We start from the raw sequence: 17,370 nt of genomic DNA, 5'->3' as shown, positions 1-17,370 counted from the left end.
GACGCCACCCTTACCAGGGCACCGATCCGAGCCGAGCCCCGACTCTTTCCGGATCCGCTTCATGACCCCGATCAGGTAACACATAAAGAGTCATGGCGAAGATCATGTAAACCATCAGGACCAATATGCCGACGATCCATGCTGAACGCCCGCTGTTGGTGACGAACATCGCGGTCATGGTCGCCAGGAAGACCATGACGACAACGCCCGGAGGAAACTGCAGATCCATCGGTGTCGGTCCGATGACGTAGCTCAACACCACCAGCACGGGCGCTACGAACAAGGCTATCTGCGACGCGCTTCCGAGCGCAATCCCCACGCTCAAGTCGAGGCGGTTCTTGCGTGCACCAGAGAATGCCGAAGCCATTTCGGCTGCGCCCCCGACCAGCGCGACGACGATGAAACCGACAAAAGCAGGCGTCATCCCAAAAACTTCGGCAGCCTGCTGCACGGACTCGACGAAGACCTCGCTGACCAGCGCGACCAGTATTGTGACACCGGCAAGCGTCGACAGCGCCAAGCCAAGTGGCCACGGAGATTCTTCCGTCTCGGCGTGCTCGGCGGAAGCAAAAAACTCTCGATGCGTCTTGAGAGTGAACAGGAGCCCCAGCGCATATCCGACGATCAGCAGGATGGCGAGGCCCAAGCTGAGCTTATGAAGGACGTCCGTCGCAGAGCCCGAATCCCTTGAGGCAACCGCTGACGGTACGAGCAGGCCAACGGTGGCGAGGAAGAGCAGACCAGCCTGGAGACGTGCATTGGCTCGGTTGAATTCCTGAGTGTGATGCTTGAGGCCGCCAAGCAAAAACGACGCACCCAGCATGAACAACGTGTTGGTGACGATTGCACCGGCAACCGACGATTTTACCAGCGTATATTGTCCGGCACGCAGGGCGGTCAGCGCGATGACAAGCTCCGTCAGATTTCCCAGGGTGGCGTTAAGCAGCCCGCCAGCGGCATCGCCCGTTTTTGCAGCAACGGACTCGGTAGCGTGACTGAGGAGCCCGGCAAGGGGTATCACGGCAAGCACAGACAGGATGAAGAGCACCGTGTGTGCCTCGGGCGCAACGCTCGCAGCAACGAAGACCACCGGCACCGCGAGGAGCAGCCACAGCATGGGGCTGTCACGAATTTCTTTCCAAAGAAGGCTCACCCGTCACTCCCGCTGGGTTGTTGAATCCGTCATCCGTGGTTTGAGGCATGCAGCGGGTTATAGGTGGATATAGCCAGATCCGGAGCGCGCCATTCACTTGACAGTTTGGTAAACCGTTGCAATGCATTGCTACTCCGGCAGCGCTGTTTGCCGAAAGAATGTGACGGTCGCTTCATCCGGCGGCCCGAACCAGGTTGTGAAGAATGACCGGAAATCCCGCCCGGCATAGGCTTGGCTCAGCGCGCGATCGACGGCAAGGCGAAAGTCCTCGTCGCCGCGCGCTAGTTCAAGACCCAGGGGTTCGTAGGTGAAATGTCGCCGCAGGACTATAAGATTCCCGGAATTGTCGCTGCGTGCGGCGGCATCCATCAGGATCGGCATGTCACCGAAGAGCACCGCCGAACTGCCGTCCACGACGCGCTCGATCCCCTGCTGATAATTGTCGACCGGCGCAGCCGTTGCAGCGAGTTGAAAAGTCTGGATCCTGTCGCTGAGCCAGCCTTCGCTCGTCGTGCCCGCAATGGCGGAAAAGGTCTTGTGCTCCAGTATCGTGCGCGCCGGTGAACCACGCCAGACCGGACGGCTCGAGGGTTCGCCATATTGCAGCACTTCGCGCAAAGCCAGCGGCGAACTGGTGCTCAAAAGCGCGCCGGTGCCGCTCGGGAAGATCGGGATGGAAAACGACACCTGCTGCCGGCGCGTCAATGTCACCGGCTCCGCAGCGCAGACAAGGTCAGCCGCGCCGCTCGCTATCGCCTCTGCCTTGGCGTCGCCTGAAAGCGAAACCCACTCGACATCGAGCTTCGGCAGGTTCAGCTGTGCCCGCAGACTATCGGCAACCTTGTTGCAGAGGGCGACCGCATAGCCGTCCGGCCGTCCCTGTTCCCCGTTGAAGGAAAAGGGCCTTGAATCCGGATCGTAGCCGAGCTTCAGCGCACTGCTTGTTCTGACGCGGTCGAGTGTCTGAGCCTGCGCGGGCATGCTGACGGCCAACATGGCCGCCGCGGTGAGGACAGAGGCGGCGATACCCGCCCAGCGATCATTTGTTCCTGACATGTCTGATCCTCCTCTATTACTCGGCCGGAAGCTGGTTTGTGTTGCTGGCGAAACGCGGGGCGATCAGGCCGTAAATGATGAAACCGATGCCTGTGACGATCATGCCGCCGAGAACCGCGTCCTTGCCGGAGGCATAGATGGCGAAGACGCTGTAGGCCATGCCGACCAAGGCGATGGTGGCGTTGAGCCGATATTTCGGCCGTGGCACGCGGGCGGCCTTCATCATGACGAAAAGGGCAGACAGCGCGATGATGTAGGGCAGTACGTTGGTGACGACCGCGAGGTTGACGAGCGCCGAGAACTGCTCGCTCAACGTCGGCGAAATGGTCATCAAGGCAAGACATGTCTGCACGATGCCGAGAATGATCATGCCTGCCACGGGCGCCCCCATCTCGTTCACCCGCGAGAATATGGATGGGAACATCCGCTCGTCGGCGGCGGTTTTCGCGGTCTGGGCGATCGTAAACTGCCATCCGAGCAGCGAGCCGAGGCAGGCCAGCACGGCAAGCGCCATGACGATGGAACCAACCGTGGAATTGAACATGGTGGCATAAGCGAGTGCAAAGGGCCCCGTGGAGCTGGCGAGATCCGGATTCGGCACGATGCCCTGAATGACTGTCGTCGACAGGATGTAGATGACGGCGGCGCCCAGCGTGCCGAACATGCAGGCGAGCGGCACGTCACGCTTGGGATTTTCGACGGCATCGGAATTCTGAGCGGCCGATTCCATGCCGAGGAATGCCCAGAGGGTCAGTGAAATGCTCGATCCCATACCTTGCCCAAGCGTCAGGCCTTGCGGATTCCAGGCGGCGGCGAAAGTGCTGGAGCTGAACCAGAGCCAGCCGATGATCGACAGCAGTCCAACGGGCAGGATGACGCCCCATACCGTGACCGAGCCAATGCGGCCGGTGATGCGCGGTCCACCGAAATTGGCGGCCGTGGTCAGCCACAAGAGCACGATCAGCGCCAGGCAGGTCACGATCGGGGTCGAGGTCAGCACCGGAAAGAACCCGGCCAGGTACCCGACGGCCGAGATGCCGATCGCCACATTGCCGACGGCAAGCGACAGGAAATACAGGAAGAACACCATGAAATAGCCGTCCTTCCCATAGGCATCCTCCGCATAGGCGGACATGCCTCCAGGGCGCTGATTGAACAGTCCGGCCTGGGCGAAGCCATAGGCGATCGCCATCGAGCCGATGGCGGTCACAAGCCAGGAAAGCAGCGAGATCGCCCCGACCTGCGCCATATTGGCGGGCAGCATGATGATCCCCGATCCCATCATGTTGACGGCGACGATGAAGGTGAGCTGCACCAAGTTCATCTTCTTCTTGGTCGTGGCCTCGGCCGCAAGATGCATCGTGTTGTCGGTCATGACGAAATCCTCCCTAGCCCCTGCTCACGCACGACATATGTGTGGAACTTGATCCGCCCATCGATCCGCTCCTGGAACACGCCCTGGACCTCGTAATTGAAGCCGGGGAAGCGGTTGAAGGATTCTTCGAAGGCGAGGAAATAGTCCCGCATCGGCCGCGCCCTGTCGTCCCAACGCTCTCCCGGCACGATCACGCCAATGCCGGGCGGATAGATCAACGCCAGCGTCGCAGAGATGCGGCCGGCCGCCTCCGTCAGCGGCACATAGTCGACATCATTGGCGACTAGAGCCTCATAGGCCTGCTTGGGCGCCATCGCCGGTTGCGGGAAACTTTCGGAGCGGAAGCATAGCCTTTGCAGCTCCTTGACGCCTGCTTCGCGATAGAATGAATGCATTTCGAGGCAGACCTGGCGGACACTGTAGCCGGCGTAACGCTCGCGATGGGCGGCGAAGACGGTCGGCAACACCTCCTGCAGCGGCGCATCGCGGTCCCACAGGTTCTTGAACTTGACAAGCTTGGCGACGAGCGTGTTCAGCTTGCTCTCGTCTTCGGCAGGTGTCAGGAGGAAGAGCAGGCTGTTCAGGTCGCATTTTTCAGGCACGACCCGCTGCTCGCGCAGATAGTTGGCGACAACGGTCGCCGGAATGCCGAACCCGCGATAGTCGCCTGTCTTCCGGTCGATGCCGGGGGTCAGCAGCGTAAGCTTGTTCGGGTCGACCATCGCGTAGCCGGGAGCATATCCCGAATAACCATGCCATTTTGCCTCCGGATCGAACCGCCAGCATTGCTGCTCGCGTTTCAACACCCCACTCGGGACTTCTTCCCACTTGGCGGCGGCAAGATCGCCGGTGTGCTTGGAGCCCGAAACCGTCACCCTGTCCGGCACGAAGGGATCGAAGAACCACTGCTCCTCCGGGGTCGCGGCCTTGGTTTCATAATGCTCCACGAAACCGCGCAGCTTCTTGCGAACCTCGATCCCGAGCTCGATGCAGCGGTCCCAGAGCATCTCGCCGGCCTTGCCCTCATGCACCTTGGCATTGACGTCAAGCGAGGCGAAAAGCGGGTAGAAGGGAGAGGTCGAAACGTGCATCAGCAGCGATTCATTGAAGCGCTTGTGTTCGACGAACCTGCGCTGGCCCTTAATATGTTCGTCCCGCTTGTGGATCTGCGATGCCTGGGAAAAGCCGGCGCCCTGCTTGTGGACCGATTGGGTGGAGAACAGCCCGGGCATATCAGCCCTGAGGTCCTCCAACCGCATCGGGCTATGGCCCTCGAAGAGCGGGTGGAAGGCGTTGTAGCCGATCCAAGCCTCGTCCCAGAGCACGTAATCACAGAGATGGCTGAGCTTCTCCATCACCTGGGCGACATTGTAGATCGTGCCGTCATAGGTCGCGAGCTGGATGCAGGCCAGACGGAACGGCCTTTCCGCCTTCGCACGGCTCTTGTCGGCGACAAGTGGGTGCTCCTCTATCTTTTGCCGCAGCCAGCTTTCGTCCCAAGCCGCCCAGTCGACCGCGCCGATCATACCGAAGGAATTGCGGGCGGTCGGCAGATAGATCGGGATGGCGCCGGCCTGCACGAGAGCACCCTGATGCAGGGATTTGTGATTGTTGCGATCGAAGAGCACCAGATCGCCGCTGTGCAGTAGCGCATTGGCGACGACTTTATTGGAGGTGCTCGTGCCGTTCAGGATAAAATAGGTGCGGTCCGCGCCAAAGATGCGCGCCGCCTGTTTTTGGGCTTCGACGGCGGGGCCTTCATGGATCAGGAGATCGCCGAGATCGACATCTGCGTTGCAGAGATCGTTGCGGAAGATGCTCTCGCCGAAATATTTGAAGAAGAGCTGTCCGGCCGGCGATTTTCGATAGAACTGGCCGCCCTGATGCCCCGGGCAATCAAAGGCGATATTGGCCTCGCCGTCATAGGCCATCATGCCACCGAAGAATGGCGGCAGCAGCGATTTGCCGTAATTCACGGCGCTGGACACGATCTGCTTGGCATAGAAGGCCGGGGTCTGCTGGCCGAGATAGACGAAACCGTCCACCTCGCCGGCCATCTCGACGACATCCATATCCGCAATCGTCAGCGTATCGGCCATCGCCCAGATCGGCGTGCGGAAACCGATATCCCTGACGGAACGAAGGAAGCTGCGTGCCGAAACCAGCCGCCCGCCCTCGACCGAGCCGATATAGGCGCCGACGTCAGCATCCTCTGACACGTCGGCCGAATAATCGTCGCGCTGTTCCACCTCGAAGCCCTGGGCGGTGATCTGTGACACCAGTTCCTGCGCCTGGGCATTCTCGCGCTCGATGATCGCGACGATCTTCAGCATCTTGTGGAACGGTATTGCGACCGTCGGAGATTTCACGTCGCGCGGGATCATTCTTGCCCCTCCCCTGCAATGCAATCGACGAGGTAGCGGCGACCGCCGTCACCGGGCGCGAAGCGAAGGCCGTGGATATCGGTTTCGAAACCGGGGAATTTCCTGTCGAAGTCACGCGCGTAAAGCAGATAGTCCTGAATGGACTTCGTCGACTGGGTGATCCGTTCGCCCGGCATGATCAGCGGAATGCCCGGCGGATAGGGAACGATCATCACGGAAAGGATGCGGTTCATGAGGTCGTCGATCTCGACACTCTCGATCCGGCCCTTGACCAGCCGGTCATAGGCATCGGCCGGACGCAGTGCCATGTCGGGCAGGACCGTATACATTTCGCGTTGCGCCTTTGGCACATCGTCCTTGCGGTAGGTCGCGTGGATCTGCTCGCAGAGATCCTTCAGTCCCATCCCTGCATAGGCTTCCGGATGGGCCGCGGCCAGTGCCGGCAGTGCGCGGGTCAATGGCGCATTGGCGTCATAGAGATCCTTGAAATTCAGCAGTTCTGTGACGAGCGTGCTCCACTTGCCGCGGGTGATACCCATCGAGAACAGCACGAGGAAGGAATAGAGGCCGGTCTTCTCGATCTCGATGCGCCGGGAGGACAAGAACTTGGTGACGACCGCCGTCGGTATTCCATGCTCGTCCATGACCCCGGTTGCAGACAGGCCGGGCGACAGGATGGTGACCTTGATCGGGTCGACCATGACATGGTTTTCGGCAAGGCCGGCAAAACCATGCCAGGCATCATCCGGCTTCAAGACCCAGTCGGCATGGGTGTCACTCGGCGTCTGCCCGGCAATCGTCGGCTCCCAGACGTCGAACCACCAGGTGTCTTTCGTCTGTTTCCTCACCGCGTTCATCGCCCGGCGGAAGCTGATCGCCTCGTCGATCGTCTCCTGGATGAGCGCACGTCCGGCCGGCTGCTCCATCATGGCGGCCGCGACATCGCAGGAGGCAATGATGCCGTATTGCGGCGAGGTCGAGGTGTGCATCATGAAAGCTTCGTTGAAGCGGGTGATGTCGAGACGTTTGGTCTCGGCATGCTGGATATGGATCATCGACGCCTGCGAAAGGGCGGCCAGCAGCTTGTGCGTCGATTGGGTGGCGAAGGTGATGGCGTTTTGCGACCGCGCAGGCTTGTTCGACGAGATCGCGTGGAAGCCGTCGTAGAATTCGTGGAAATTGGCATAGGCGTACCAGGCCTCGTCGAAATGCAGCACCTCGACCGCGTCGCCGAGCGACGCCTTGATCGCGTCGACATTGTAGCAGAGGCCGTCATAGGTCGAGTTGGTGACGACCATCAGCCTGACTTTTCCGCTGGTCTGTCCGGCAAAGGGGCTGACGGCGATCTTGCCGGCGATCGCTTGAGGCGTGAACTGGTCCTTCGAGATCGGACCGATGATGCCGAGCCCGTTGCGCGAAGGCGTCAGGTAGATTGGTGTGGCGCCTGTCATGACGAGGGAATGCAGGATGGACTTGTGGCAATTGCGGTCGCACAGCACCAGATCACCGCGCCCGACCATGCCGTGCCAGACGATCTTGTTGGCGGTCGACGTGCCGCCGACGACGAACAGGGTCTCATCCGCGCCGAAGATGCGCGTGGCATTGCGCTCGCCCTCGGCGATCGGCCCGACATGATCGAGAAGCGAACCGACGCTGCCGACCGATACGGAAATATCGGATCGCAGCGTGTTTTCACCGAAGAACGTGTAGAAGAGCTGGCCCACCGGGCTCTTGCGAAACGCGACGCCGCCGCCATGGCCGGGCGTATGCCACGAATAAGCGCCTTCCAGCGTATAATCCATCAGCGCCTTGAACATCGGCGGCGGCAGCCGCTCGAGATAATTGCGAGCGGCCTGCGCGATGGCGCGCGCCATGAATTCCGCCGAATCCTCGAACAGGCGGAAAAAGGCGTTGGCATGACGCAGCACCGCTGTCGGCACGTCTTCTGCGGTGGTGTCATCGCCGAACAGAAAAATTGGCAGCCGGTCATTTCTCTGCCGCTTTGCGGTGAGCACCTCTCCCAGCACCTGCCAGCGCGTCGTCTTGTCTTCGGTGCCGTCGACGGAGACGAGCCAGCAGGACTCTGTGTTGAAGACATGCACGAGACGGCGCGCATCTTCGTAGGAAACGCCGGAGACGATCCGGAACCCTTCCCTTTCAATGGCGGCGGCGAGATCGCGCATACCGCGTCCGGCTGCGCTCTTGCCGTCAAAATCCTCGTCGATAACGGCTATCGGAAATGCCATCTGGAATTCCATGCGTTCCTCCAGAACCTGACGTCAAAGGCTGCGGCCGCGTGCAGACCGCGTGGATCGCAGGTTGAAGGATCGTACATGACGGGTCGTGCAGCGTCCTTGATTGCAATCAAGGTAAAGCGAAGCACTTCGATGTCGCCGGAGGAACTTGGATTTTGATTAGGCTATTCGGCCCACTCCGCATCGGCGGTGAAGGCGATCGTCAGCCAGCGATTGGCGCTTTCGTCGCCGATCGCATTCCCTATCTCATCGCGGAGTGCGTCCCATTCCTCCACGGTCTTTGCAGGAAGCCCTTCAGGGACGATGAAATAGAGTTCGATCTGCATCGCGCGGCCGACCCGGGCAACATAGGCTCGGTGCGACAGGAAGCCGAGGCGTCGAACCGTTTCCGAGGCGACACGATCGACATGCTCCTGGAGGTCGACAGGGGCGATCAGCAGAATCTCGGTGAAAGCCCTCCAAACGGTGCCGATCGGAAGCGGAACCATGATGAGGCAGACCAGCGCCAGAACCGCCGGGTCTATATAGCTGGCAAGCCAGGCAGCCGGCGTCGCCTGTACGGCCATGCCGATAAGGAATGCAACGAGCAGGGCAAGCGCAATGCCGCCCGACATGATCCAGGCCTGGATGTCCAGCGAGATGAAATCGGATTTGATGCGGGCGTTCAGCCTGACGCCGACGAAGGCCATGGCGGCGCAAACAAGTAGGGTCGCCGCAGAATAGGCGGTCGCCATGCCGAAGCGCAGTTCGTGACCGCCGTTCAAGATGCTGATGATCGCGTTGATCAGCGCATAGATGCCGACCGTCATCAACAGGCAGCCGTTGAGCATCAGCACGATGGGCTCGAGATGCCAGAAACCCATGGTGAAGCGGTTCCGGATTCTGCCGGACCGAGCGTCGCTCTGCGTCGATTTCAGGATTAGGCTCGAAACCCAGAGCGCAAGTCCGGTCATCGCCGCATCGGCCAGCGAATAAACGCCGTCGAAGGCGATCGAGAAAGAGCCGGAAAGAATGCCGAAGACGACTCCGAGCGTTGCCACCAGGACGGTCGCCGCGATCGATATCCGGAGAAACCCCTGCTCGCTTAACAATAGCTCCGCCTCGACATCCGCAGCCCCAACACTCAATCTACGCATCAGCCCGAAAATCGGAAGCGATTTTCGGCCGATGCGCTAGCAACTTATGCTGGTCGCTGAGGTGAGACGAGGTCTGAAACGTGTGTGGTGGCCTGGCCTACCCAAGTCTGAAGTTCGCCTGACGTGGACACTGGTCATTTTGTATAGAACGTCATATTGCCGTTGCGTGCCCGCGAGACCCATTCGATATCGTTCGCGGTAAGCTTCTTGGCCTTGAGCTGGGCTATAAGCCATTTGTTCGCACGAATTGCGTCCCTGATCGCCTTGACCTGCTCGTCGCTTCCCGGCGAAGGATGTGAGCCGGTCTCCGAAAAACCTGCAATTCGATAGCTGACGATTGTGAATCGCCTGTCATGATAGGTTCGCACCGCCTCAGGCAGGTTCTCGCTCCAGTTCATTCTTCGATGTTCGCGCCGAGTCTGTTGGGCCTCGACCGGGGCAATCCCGGCGGCGGCAGTGATTACGGCAAGTCCAATGACCATGACCATCTTCATCGCTCAAACTCCCTAGAGCTCAATGTCCGGCTGAGGAAGATAGCTCATGCGTCGGAGCCGGGCATTGAGTACGATCAATGGTGCCCAGACAAGTGGACCGCTGGTAACAACGTCTTCCGGAAACACGCCGTTGAAGGCGGTCGCTCACTACGCATTGAACCGGATTGCGGCGCCCATCCTTTGAGCAGAAGATTGTCACCGAGAGCCGATGTCCGAGGCGACATCGGCACCGGAAAGGGCGTCTCTCGGAGGGGACCATGACAACCTCGCCAAATGGCAAGAGCCTCGGACTTGCTGCCTGCACCGCGATTGTGGTCGGCAATATGGTGGGATCGGGCTTTTATCTTTCACCGGCCGCGGTCGCGCCCTATGGCAAGCTTGCGATTGTCGTCTGGATCATCATGGGCGCCGGCGCGATTTGCCTGGGTCTGACCTTCGCGCGCCTGGCGAGCCTCGTGCCCGCTGTCGGCGGCCCCTATGCCTATACCAGGCTCGCCTATGGCGATTTCGCCGGCTTTCTGATCGCCTGGGGTTACTGGATCTCGATATGGACATCTCTGCCCGTCATCGCGATTGCCTTTGCCGGCGTGATGGTCGATCTCTTCCCTGCTCTCGCCAACCGCTTCGCCGCGACCGTGGTGACGCTCGGCGTGATCTGGGCGGTCGTGCTCGTCAATCTTCGCGGCGTTCACGCGGCGGGCGTCTTCGCGCAAGTCACGACCTACGCCAAGTTGCTGCCTTTCGGCGCCGTTGCCATTATCGGTCTTCTCTACATCGATCCATCGCATTTCGCCGAATTTAATCCAAGCGGTCAGCCGCTGCTGCAGTCTTTTGCGACACTGGCGCCTCTCACCATGTTTGCCTATCTGGGGTTGGAATCGGCTACGGTTCCGGCCGGCGACGTGGAGAATGCGCAGCGGACAATCCCACGATCGACCGTGCTCGGTATCTCCATCGCCGCTGCCCTTTATGTATTCGGCACGATCGTGGTGATGGGCCTCGTGCCGCGTGAACAGCTCGTCAAGTCGGTTGCGCCATTTTCCCAGGCGGCAGGGATCATGTGGGGACGCCCCGGCGAGTTGGCGATCGCGCTTGCAGTCCTCGTGTCCTCAATTGGCGCGCTCAACGGCTGGACCTTGCTGATGGGGCAGGTTCCGATGGCTGCTGCCCGGGACGGGCTATTTCCGCCGCTTTTTTCCCGACTTTCCCCGCGGGGCGTGCCGGCATGGGGCATGATCATCTCGGCCTTGTTCGCAACGCTCCTCGTGCTCGTCCAGGCGCTCGGCTCCGAAGGCTTTGCCGCCGTCTATCGGCTGATGGTCGGGCTCAGCACCATGGCCGCCGTCGTTCCCTATGCTTTCTGCGCGCTTGCCAGAAGCCTCATTGCGGGCGTGTCTGATGGACGGATGCCGCAGGTCAGCGCGATCGAGCTTGTCGCGTTCATCTTTGCGATCTTCACCCTTTACGGCTCCGGCGCCGAACCGGTGCTCTACGGCCTCGTGCTGCTGATGCTTGGAATCCCAGTCTATGTCTGGCAAAGACGCAATACGGCTGGCGCGACGGACAAGGAGACGGCAGCGAGCGCCGTTACGCAACCGCTCCCGTCTCAGGACAAGCTTGCCTGACGGACCACGCCGTCAGGCGTGCCAGCTCAAGGTGTCAAAACGCTCGTTGATGATCGTCCCGCGGTCGCCGCGAACCATCCCGGCAATATCGGCAAGGGTGCCAATTGCGGCCGTCTTGCCGTTTGCCCGTGCAAAATGGCAGGCAGCATCGACCTTCGGTCCCATCGAGCCGGCCGGGAAGGAGAACTGGTCGAGATCGTCAGGACGAGCGCGACGGATCGCCTTCTGGGACGGCTTGCCCCAATCGACACAGACAGCCTCGGCATCCGTTGCCATGACCAGGAGATCGGCATCAAGTTCGCGCGCCAGCAGTTCCGAGCACAGATCCTTGTCGATCACGGCTTCGACGCCGATTAGTTTCCGATCGGCGCCCTTGTCGTACATCGTTGGAATACCGCCGCCGCCAGCGCAGATGACGATGGTGCGCTGCTCCAGAAGCCAGCGGACGGGCCGGATCTCGAAGATGCGCTTCGGCAACGGCGAGGCGACAACGCGTCGCCATTTTTCGCCGTCCTGCTTGAAAATCCAGCCTTTTTCTCCACGGATCCGATCCGCCTCGCCCTTGTCGTAGACCGGCCCGACGAACTTGGTGGGGTTCCGGAAACCGGGATCTTCGGCGTCGACTTCCACCATGGTGAGAAGTGTCGCCAAGGGCTGCTCGAACGGCAGGAGATTGCCGAGTTCCTGTTCCAGCATATAGCCGATCATGCCTTCGGTCTCGGCGCCGAGAACATCGAGCGGATAGGCCTCCTCTGGTTTGTAGGCCGCTCCCTGGAGCGCAAGCAGTCCGACCTGCGGGCCATTGCCGTGGGTGACGACGATCTCATGCTCGGCCGCCAGTGGCGCAATCGCCTCAGCGGCGGTGCGCGCATTTCGCCTCTGGGTATCGGCGGTCATCGCTTCCCCGCGCCGGAGAAGCGCATTGCCGCCAAGCGCAATGACCACACGCATGCTAATCTCCCAACGTGGCGACAAGGAGTGCCTTGATCGTATGCAGACGGTTCTCCGCCTGCTCGAAGGCGACATTGGCCTCGGACTCGAACACGTCGTTGGTGACTTCCAGGCCGTTGTCCATGCCGTAATCTTCGGCGATCTGCTTGCCGAGTGTTGTTTCGGTATCGTGGAACGCCGGCAGGCAATGCATGAACTTGGTCTGCGGATTGCCTGTCGCCTTCATCAAGTCCTGGTTGACCTGGTAGGGCGTGAGCAGCTTGATGCGTTCGCGCCAGACGTCTTTCGGCTCGCCCATCGACACCCAGACGTCGGTGTGGATGAAATCGACGTCCTTGACGGCCTCTCTCGGATCTTCGCTGACCAGCAGCCGCGCGCCCGAGACCTGCTGCAAATCCCTGGCGATCTTCATATATTCTTCTGAAGGCCACAGCGATCGCGGGCCGCAGATGCGCACATCCATGCCGAGCAGGCAGCCGACGATCAGCAGGGAATGCCCCATATTCGAGCGGGTGTCGCCGACATAGGCATATTTGATCTCAGCGATCGGCTTGTCGCTGTGTTCGCGCATGGTCATGACGTCGGCGATCATCTGTGTCGGATGATATTCGTCGGTCAGGCCGTTGTAGACAGGCACCCCGGCGTATTTTGCCAGCGTCTCTACCCCTTTCTGCGCCGAGCCGCGATATTCGATCGCATCATACATGCGCCCCAGCACCCGCGCCGTGTCCTTGAAGGATTCCTTGTGGCCGATCTGTGAGCCGGACGGATCGAGATAGGTCACGTTGGCGCCCTGGTCCGAGCAGGCCACTTCGAAAGCGCATCTCGTTCTGGTCGAGGTTTTCTCGAAGATCAGGCAGATTTCCTTGCCCTTCAGATGCTCCTGCTCGGTGCGGGCATATTTGGCCCGCTTCAGGTCGCGGGCGAGATCGAGGAGATAGCGGAATTCCCGCGGCGTATAGTCCTGCACGGTCAGAAGCGATCGATTGCGCAGATTGAAACTCATGGTCTTGCTCCGTCGTCTGGTTCGTGGATGGAAAGGTCAGTAAGCGGGGTCGCGCCAGATTGGGCATGTCATGCAGTGCCCGCCACCACGCCCACGTCCGAGTTCAGAGCCGCGAATGGTGATGACCTCGATACCTGCCTTGCGTAGCAGCGTATTCGTGTAGGTGTTGCGGTCGTAGGCGACGACGACGCCGGGTTCGAGTGCAACGACGTTGTTGCCGTCGTCCCATTGTTCACGTTCGGCCTGATAGGAATTGCCGCCGGTTTCGACGGTTCGCAGCTTCGGCAGATCGAGCGCTTCGGCGACGACATCGAGCATCGGCTTATTTTCCGGATGGATCTCGAATGTGCCGTCGTCGTCCTTGGGATGCATGCTGTAGCAGCGGATCTGGTCGACCACCTCGGCAAACAGCGTGACGAGGTCACGGTCGCAGAAGCTGAAAACCGTATCGAGATGCATTGCCGCGCGGCTCTTTGGCATCAGGCAGCCGATCACCCGTTTCGCCGCCTTGCTTCTGAAAAGGGCCTGAGCCACCTGGCCGACGGCCTGATAGGTGGTGCGCTCGCCCATGCCGATCAGCACCGTGCCGTTGCCGATCGGCATGACGTCGCCGCCTTCCATCGAGGCGTTGGCGAATTGATGGTCGGCATCACCCCACCAGATCTGGAAATCGCCGCCCTGGAAGATCGGATGAAACTTGTAAATAGCGCGCTGAACCAATGTCTCGGCGCGTCTCGCCGGCCAGAACATCGGGTTGCAGGTCACGCCGTTATAAATCCAGCAGGAAGGGTCCCGTTGAAACAGCGTGTTGGGGATCGGTGGGGTGACGAAATCGCTTTCCGGCAAGGCGCTGAGCATCAACGCCTTGGCCTTGACATCGGGCAGGTCGGCAATCGCGATGCCGCCGATCATGAATGCGGCAAGCTGTGTGGACGGCATTTCGTCGAGCCATGGCCGCATCGCCTCGGCAACCTGCGAGCCAAGAACGTTCGGGGTTATGCGCCGGTCGAGGATGAAATCGCGCGCCTGCTTGTTTGAGAGCGTCTGACCGAGCAGATCGTGGAGCTCGAGAACCTCGACTCCTCTTTCCTGCATCTTCAGGACGAAATCATAGTGGTCCTTCTGCGCCTCATGGACCCAGATAACATCATCAAAAAGAAGATCATGGCAGTTTGCAGGCGTCAGGCGCTGATGAGCCAAAGATGGTCGGCAGACCATGACGGTTCTCAACTTTCCGACCTCAGAATGAACACCGAAACCACGCATGTGGTCCTCCTTCCAGCCATCGCCGGCTCTTTGAACAGCGTCAGATTATTTTGGCCGATCCACTCATGTCATTGATTGCAGACAAGGTGCGGCGCAGCATTCGACTCCGGCGCCGCCCAGGAAGCACTCAGTGAAGATCGGACAGATCATTTCGCGGTATCTGCCATGGGCGCCAATGGGTGGGATGAACGTCCAATATCTCGCCCGTCAAGGCATTGGCCCATCCGCTTACCAAGCGCTGGCAGGGAAATATCAGGGCATGGACACCATCGCCGTCAATGACGGCGAGCTCGATATCCTCTTCGAGCGGCGCTTCGACGACCAACCGCCACATCACCGATCCCTCCCCGATGATGCACAAGCGTCGATCGGATATCGTGCCATTCTCAGGCAACCCGGTCGCTCGTCCGGAACTGCTTATCCAGCTGGCGTTTCGCGGGCGGCGGCGCAACGACATCATTATCCCGCCCTTCCGATCTCTCCTGCTCCTCAGTGGCCCGTGTGCCCTTTACCTATAAGAATAGCGGAAGAATGAGGCGACGGCATTGAGCCGGATCAATGGAAGGAGCCGATCAAAACCTTGGCAGGTAGGGCCGTTCGACTGGTCATTTGCATGGAATACCCATAGAGGCTACGCGATACTACACCGACCCTTTTCCCAAAGGTGGTAATCTCAAGGCCTTGTCAGAGGCAAAAAGCCCGTAAAGGGGCTGACCGGCTCAAAAAGGGCGGAGGAAACCATCGTGTCCATCAAGATGGAGGCGCCGCATGTTGACGAACGCGATCGCATTGACCGGGACGTCGCCGGACGAACCTCGTTCACGGGCGCTCGGATAACAGGCCGCGACCGGCAAGGCGCTTTGCGTGCAGAAGATGGCGAGCCGTCGATGGACTGGATCCGGCAATTCTATCGACACCTGCCGGACGCGGTGTTCTTCATCACCGACTGCCACCGAATTTCGGCCTGCAACGGGGCCGCTGTGGCGTTGTTCGGTTATGAGGAAGACGAATTGCTTGGTCAGAGGATCGACCTTGTCTGGTATCCCACGCCGAATGTTCCGTTGAAGGGACGCTGGGCGGACAGGGGAGTGGTGCGGGCCGGTGTGGCAATGACCAGGAGCGGCGTCCAACTTCCGGCCGCCATGACGATCATCAGACAACACGACAGTAAAGGACACTTCTCTGCGGTGATCTTCGAGGACTTCCGCACCGAGCGCGAGACTTTGCAGCTTGTTCAGGAGCTTCAGCGTGAGCTTGCCCGCATCGCCCGAATAGTTGGGCTCGGGGAAATGACATCGACGCTGGCCCACGAACTTGCCCAGCCGCTGACGTCGATCGCCGCATACGCGCAAGGTTGCGAGCAGCTTGTGACGAAGGATCGTCATGGCCACTGCGAAGAACTCCGTGAAGCCTTGTCCGAGATTACGCAGCACGCCCTGTGGGCGGGAAAGATCGTGCAGAACATCAGGGAATTCGCCAAACGCGGCGCCGACGAGAGAAAGATTGAAGCGATGCATGCGCTCATCCTTGAGGCGACGGCTTTCGCGCTTGCCGGATCCCAGCGAAACGGCGATTGCGTCAATTTTCAGCTCGCAGCGGAACGGGACGTCGTGCTTGCCGATCGGGTCCAGATCGTGCAGGTGCTGACGAACCTTATTCGCAACGCCGTGGAGGCTACCGACGGTATTGCGCAGCCGCATATCACCATCCGAACCACAACCGACGATTTATCCCGTCTCGTTGTCGATGTGTCCGACAATGGCTGCGGAATTGCGGTCGACATCGAAGAGGCGCTGTTTCGTCCCTTCGTGACCAGCAAACCGCGCGGCCTCGGCATGGGCTTGGCACTGTCCAAGCGCATCATCGAGGCACATGGGGGCTACATAAGCGCGCGCAATCGAATGGATGGCGGTTCAATCCTTTCGTTTTCCCTTCCGCTGGTGGAGACAACAATCAATGGCAAACGACCTTACGATCCATCTCGTCGACGATGAGGAGTCGCTCAGGCGATCTTTGACGTTTCTGTTGGTGTCGACAGGTTTCGCGGTTCGGACCCATAGCTCTGCCAAAGCCTTTCTGGAACTGTTGCCGCTTTCGGGACGAAGCTGCCTCGTGACGGACCTGCGCATGCCCGAAATTGATGGCATCGAGCTGCTCCAGCGCCTGCGACGTTTGAGACTGAACGTTCCGGTAATTGTCATTACCGGTCAGGGCGACATCGCCGCCGCCGTCCGGGCAATGAAGGCCGGCGCATCGGATTTCCTTGAAAAGCCCGTCAGAGAAGAGGTGCTGATAGCCGCGATCAACGCGGCGGTGGGACAGAAGCGCTCGGGCGGGGTCATCGCTGACTCTGAGAGCATTGCAGCACGGCTTCGCCAGCTCACGGAGCGCGAACACCAGGTTCTGGCCGGCGTTCTTGATGGCCTGCAGAACAAGATGATCGCCTATCAGCTTGGTATAAGCGCACGCACGGTCGAAGTTCACCGCGCCAATGTGATGGCGAAGATGGACGCCCGTAATCTGGCGGAACTCATGCGGATGGCCATCACGCTCGACACGGCAGCGCAGCCGATCGAAACCGCCAAGGCCCAGTCCGGCCACGGTGCTTGGGCGCCTGCCCGATAGGTCAGGCGCAGCGGCAGAGAGCTGTCGGTGATCAGGCTTCCGTA

14 protein-coding genes are annotated in these 17,370 nt (G+C 60.2%); 4 read left to right on the top strand and 10 right to left on the bottom strand.

Features of this window, described 5'->3' with window-relative positions; all coding sequences use genetic code 11:
- Positions 1–10: 10 nt before the first annotated feature.
- From cax to JNB85_RS18665, 7 genes are all read right to left on the bottom strand, one after another.
- Positions 11–1,153 carry a calcium/proton exchanger gene (gene cax / locus JNB85_RS18695; protein ID WP_220335805.1) on the bottom strand — a complete coding sequence of 381 codons (1,143 nt, stop codon included), beginning with the start codon at positions 1,151–1,153 and terminating at the stop codon, positions 11–13.
- 129 nt (positions 1,154–1,282) lie between these two features.
- Positions 1,283–2,209, bottom strand: a complete 927-nt coding sequence (locus tag JNB85_RS18690) for an amino acid ABC transporter substrate-binding protein (RefSeq protein WP_220335804.1) — start codon at positions 2,207–2,209, stop codon at positions 1,283–1,285.
- A gap of 16 nt (positions 2,210–2,225) precedes the next feature.
- Positions 2,226–3,584, bottom strand: coding sequence for a putrescine-ornithine antiporter (potE, locus tag JNB85_RS18685; protein ID WP_220335803.1), 1,359 nt, complete (start codon positions 3,582–3,584; stop codon positions 2,226–2,228).
- Positions 3,581–5,968: an ornithine decarboxylase gene (gene speC, locus JNB85_RS18680; RefSeq protein ID WP_220335802.1), complete on the bottom strand. Its 2,388-nt coding sequence runs from the start codon at positions 5,966–5,968 to the stop codon at positions 3,581–3,583. The genes potE and speC overlap by 4 nt, the downstream gene beginning before the upstream one ends.
- Positions 5,965–8,226 (bottom strand): arginine/lysine/ornithine decarboxylase, encoded by a 2,262-nt coding sequence (locus JNB85_RS18675; protein WP_220335801.1) that lies wholly within the window; start codon positions 8,224–8,226, stop codon positions 5,965–5,967. The genes speC and JNB85_RS18675 overlap by 4 nt, the downstream gene beginning before the upstream one ends.
- 161 nt (positions 8,227–8,387) lie before the next feature.
- Positions 8,388–9,359: a cation diffusion facilitator family transporter gene (locus JNB85_RS18670; RefSeq protein WP_223216534.1), complete on the bottom strand. Its 972-nt coding sequence runs from the start codon at positions 9,357–9,359 to the stop codon at positions 8,388–8,390.
- 134 nt (positions 9,360–9,493) lie between these two features.
- Positions 9,494–9,853 carry a hypothetical protein gene (locus JNB85_RS18665; RefSeq protein ID WP_223216533.1) on the bottom strand — a complete coding sequence of 120 codons (360 nt, stop codon included), beginning with the start codon at positions 9,851–9,853 and terminating at the stop codon, positions 9,494–9,496.
- A gap of 257 nt (positions 9,854–10,110) precedes the next feature.
- On the opposite strand from JNB85_RS18665, the gene JNB85_RS18660 reads away from it, so the two are divergent.
- On the top strand, positions 10,111–11,478 hold the full coding sequence (locus JNB85_RS18660; RefSeq protein ID WP_220335800.1) for an amino acid permease: 1,368 nt from the start codon (positions 10,111–10,113) through the stop codon (positions 11,476–11,478).
- Between the two features lie 12 nt (positions 11,479–11,490).
- On the opposite strand, the gene arcC is transcribed toward JNB85_RS18660, so the two are convergent.
- The 3 genes from arcC to arcA are packed head-to-tail and all read right to left on the bottom strand — an operon-like array spanning position 11,491 to position 14,701.
- Positions 11,491–12,429, bottom strand: coding sequence for a carbamate kinase (gene arcC / locus JNB85_RS18655; protein ID WP_220335799.1), 939 nt, complete (start codon positions 12,427–12,429; stop codon positions 11,491–11,493).
- Between the two features lies 1 nt (position 12,430).
- Positions 12,431–13,435: an ornithine carbamoyltransferase gene (locus tag JNB85_RS18650; RefSeq protein ID WP_220335798.1), complete on the bottom strand. Its 1,005-nt coding sequence runs from the start codon at positions 13,433–13,435 to the stop codon at positions 12,431–12,433.
- Between the two features lie 36 nt (positions 13,436–13,471).
- On the bottom strand, positions 13,472–14,701 hold the full coding sequence (gene arcA / locus JNB85_RS18645) for an arginine deiminase (RefSeq protein ID WP_220335797.1): 1,230 nt from the start codon (positions 14,699–14,701) through the stop codon (positions 13,472–13,474).
- Between the two features lie 130 nt (positions 14,702–14,831).
- Between arcA and JNB85_RS31115 the strand changes: the two genes are divergently transcribed.
- The 3 genes from JNB85_RS31115 to fixJ all read left to right on the top strand — a co-directional run bounded on the left by JNB85_RS31115 (position 14,832) and on the right by fixJ (position 17,326).
- Positions 14,832–15,236 (top strand): hypothetical protein, encoded by a 405-nt coding sequence (locus JNB85_RS31115; protein ID WP_220335796.1) that lies wholly within the window; start codon positions 14,832–14,834, stop codon positions 15,234–15,236.
- Positions 15,237–15,444: 208 nt separating this feature from the next.
- The gene (locus tag JNB85_RS18635) at positions 15,445–16,695 is read left to right on the top strand and encodes a sensor histidine kinase (protein WP_338050332.1); all 1,251 of its coding nucleotides are present in this window, start codon (positions 15,445–15,447) and stop codon (positions 16,693–16,695) included.
- Complete coding sequence (gene fixJ, locus JNB85_RS18630) at positions 16,658–17,326, top strand: response regulator FixJ (RefSeq protein ID WP_220335795.1); 669 nt, start codon at positions 16,658–16,660, stop codon at positions 17,324–17,326. The genes JNB85_RS18635 and fixJ overlap by 38 nt, the downstream gene beginning before the upstream one ends.
- Positions 17,327–17,370 lie beyond the last annotated feature (44 nt).

Origin of the sequence: Rhizobium mesosinicum, assembly GCF_019511345.1 — a bacterium.
GTDB classification, from domain to species: domain Bacteria; phylum Pseudomonadota; class Alphaproteobacteria; order Rhizobiales; family Rhizobiaceae; genus Rhizobium; species Rhizobium mesosinicum.
This window is presented reverse-complemented; position numbering and strand designations above follow the sequence as displayed.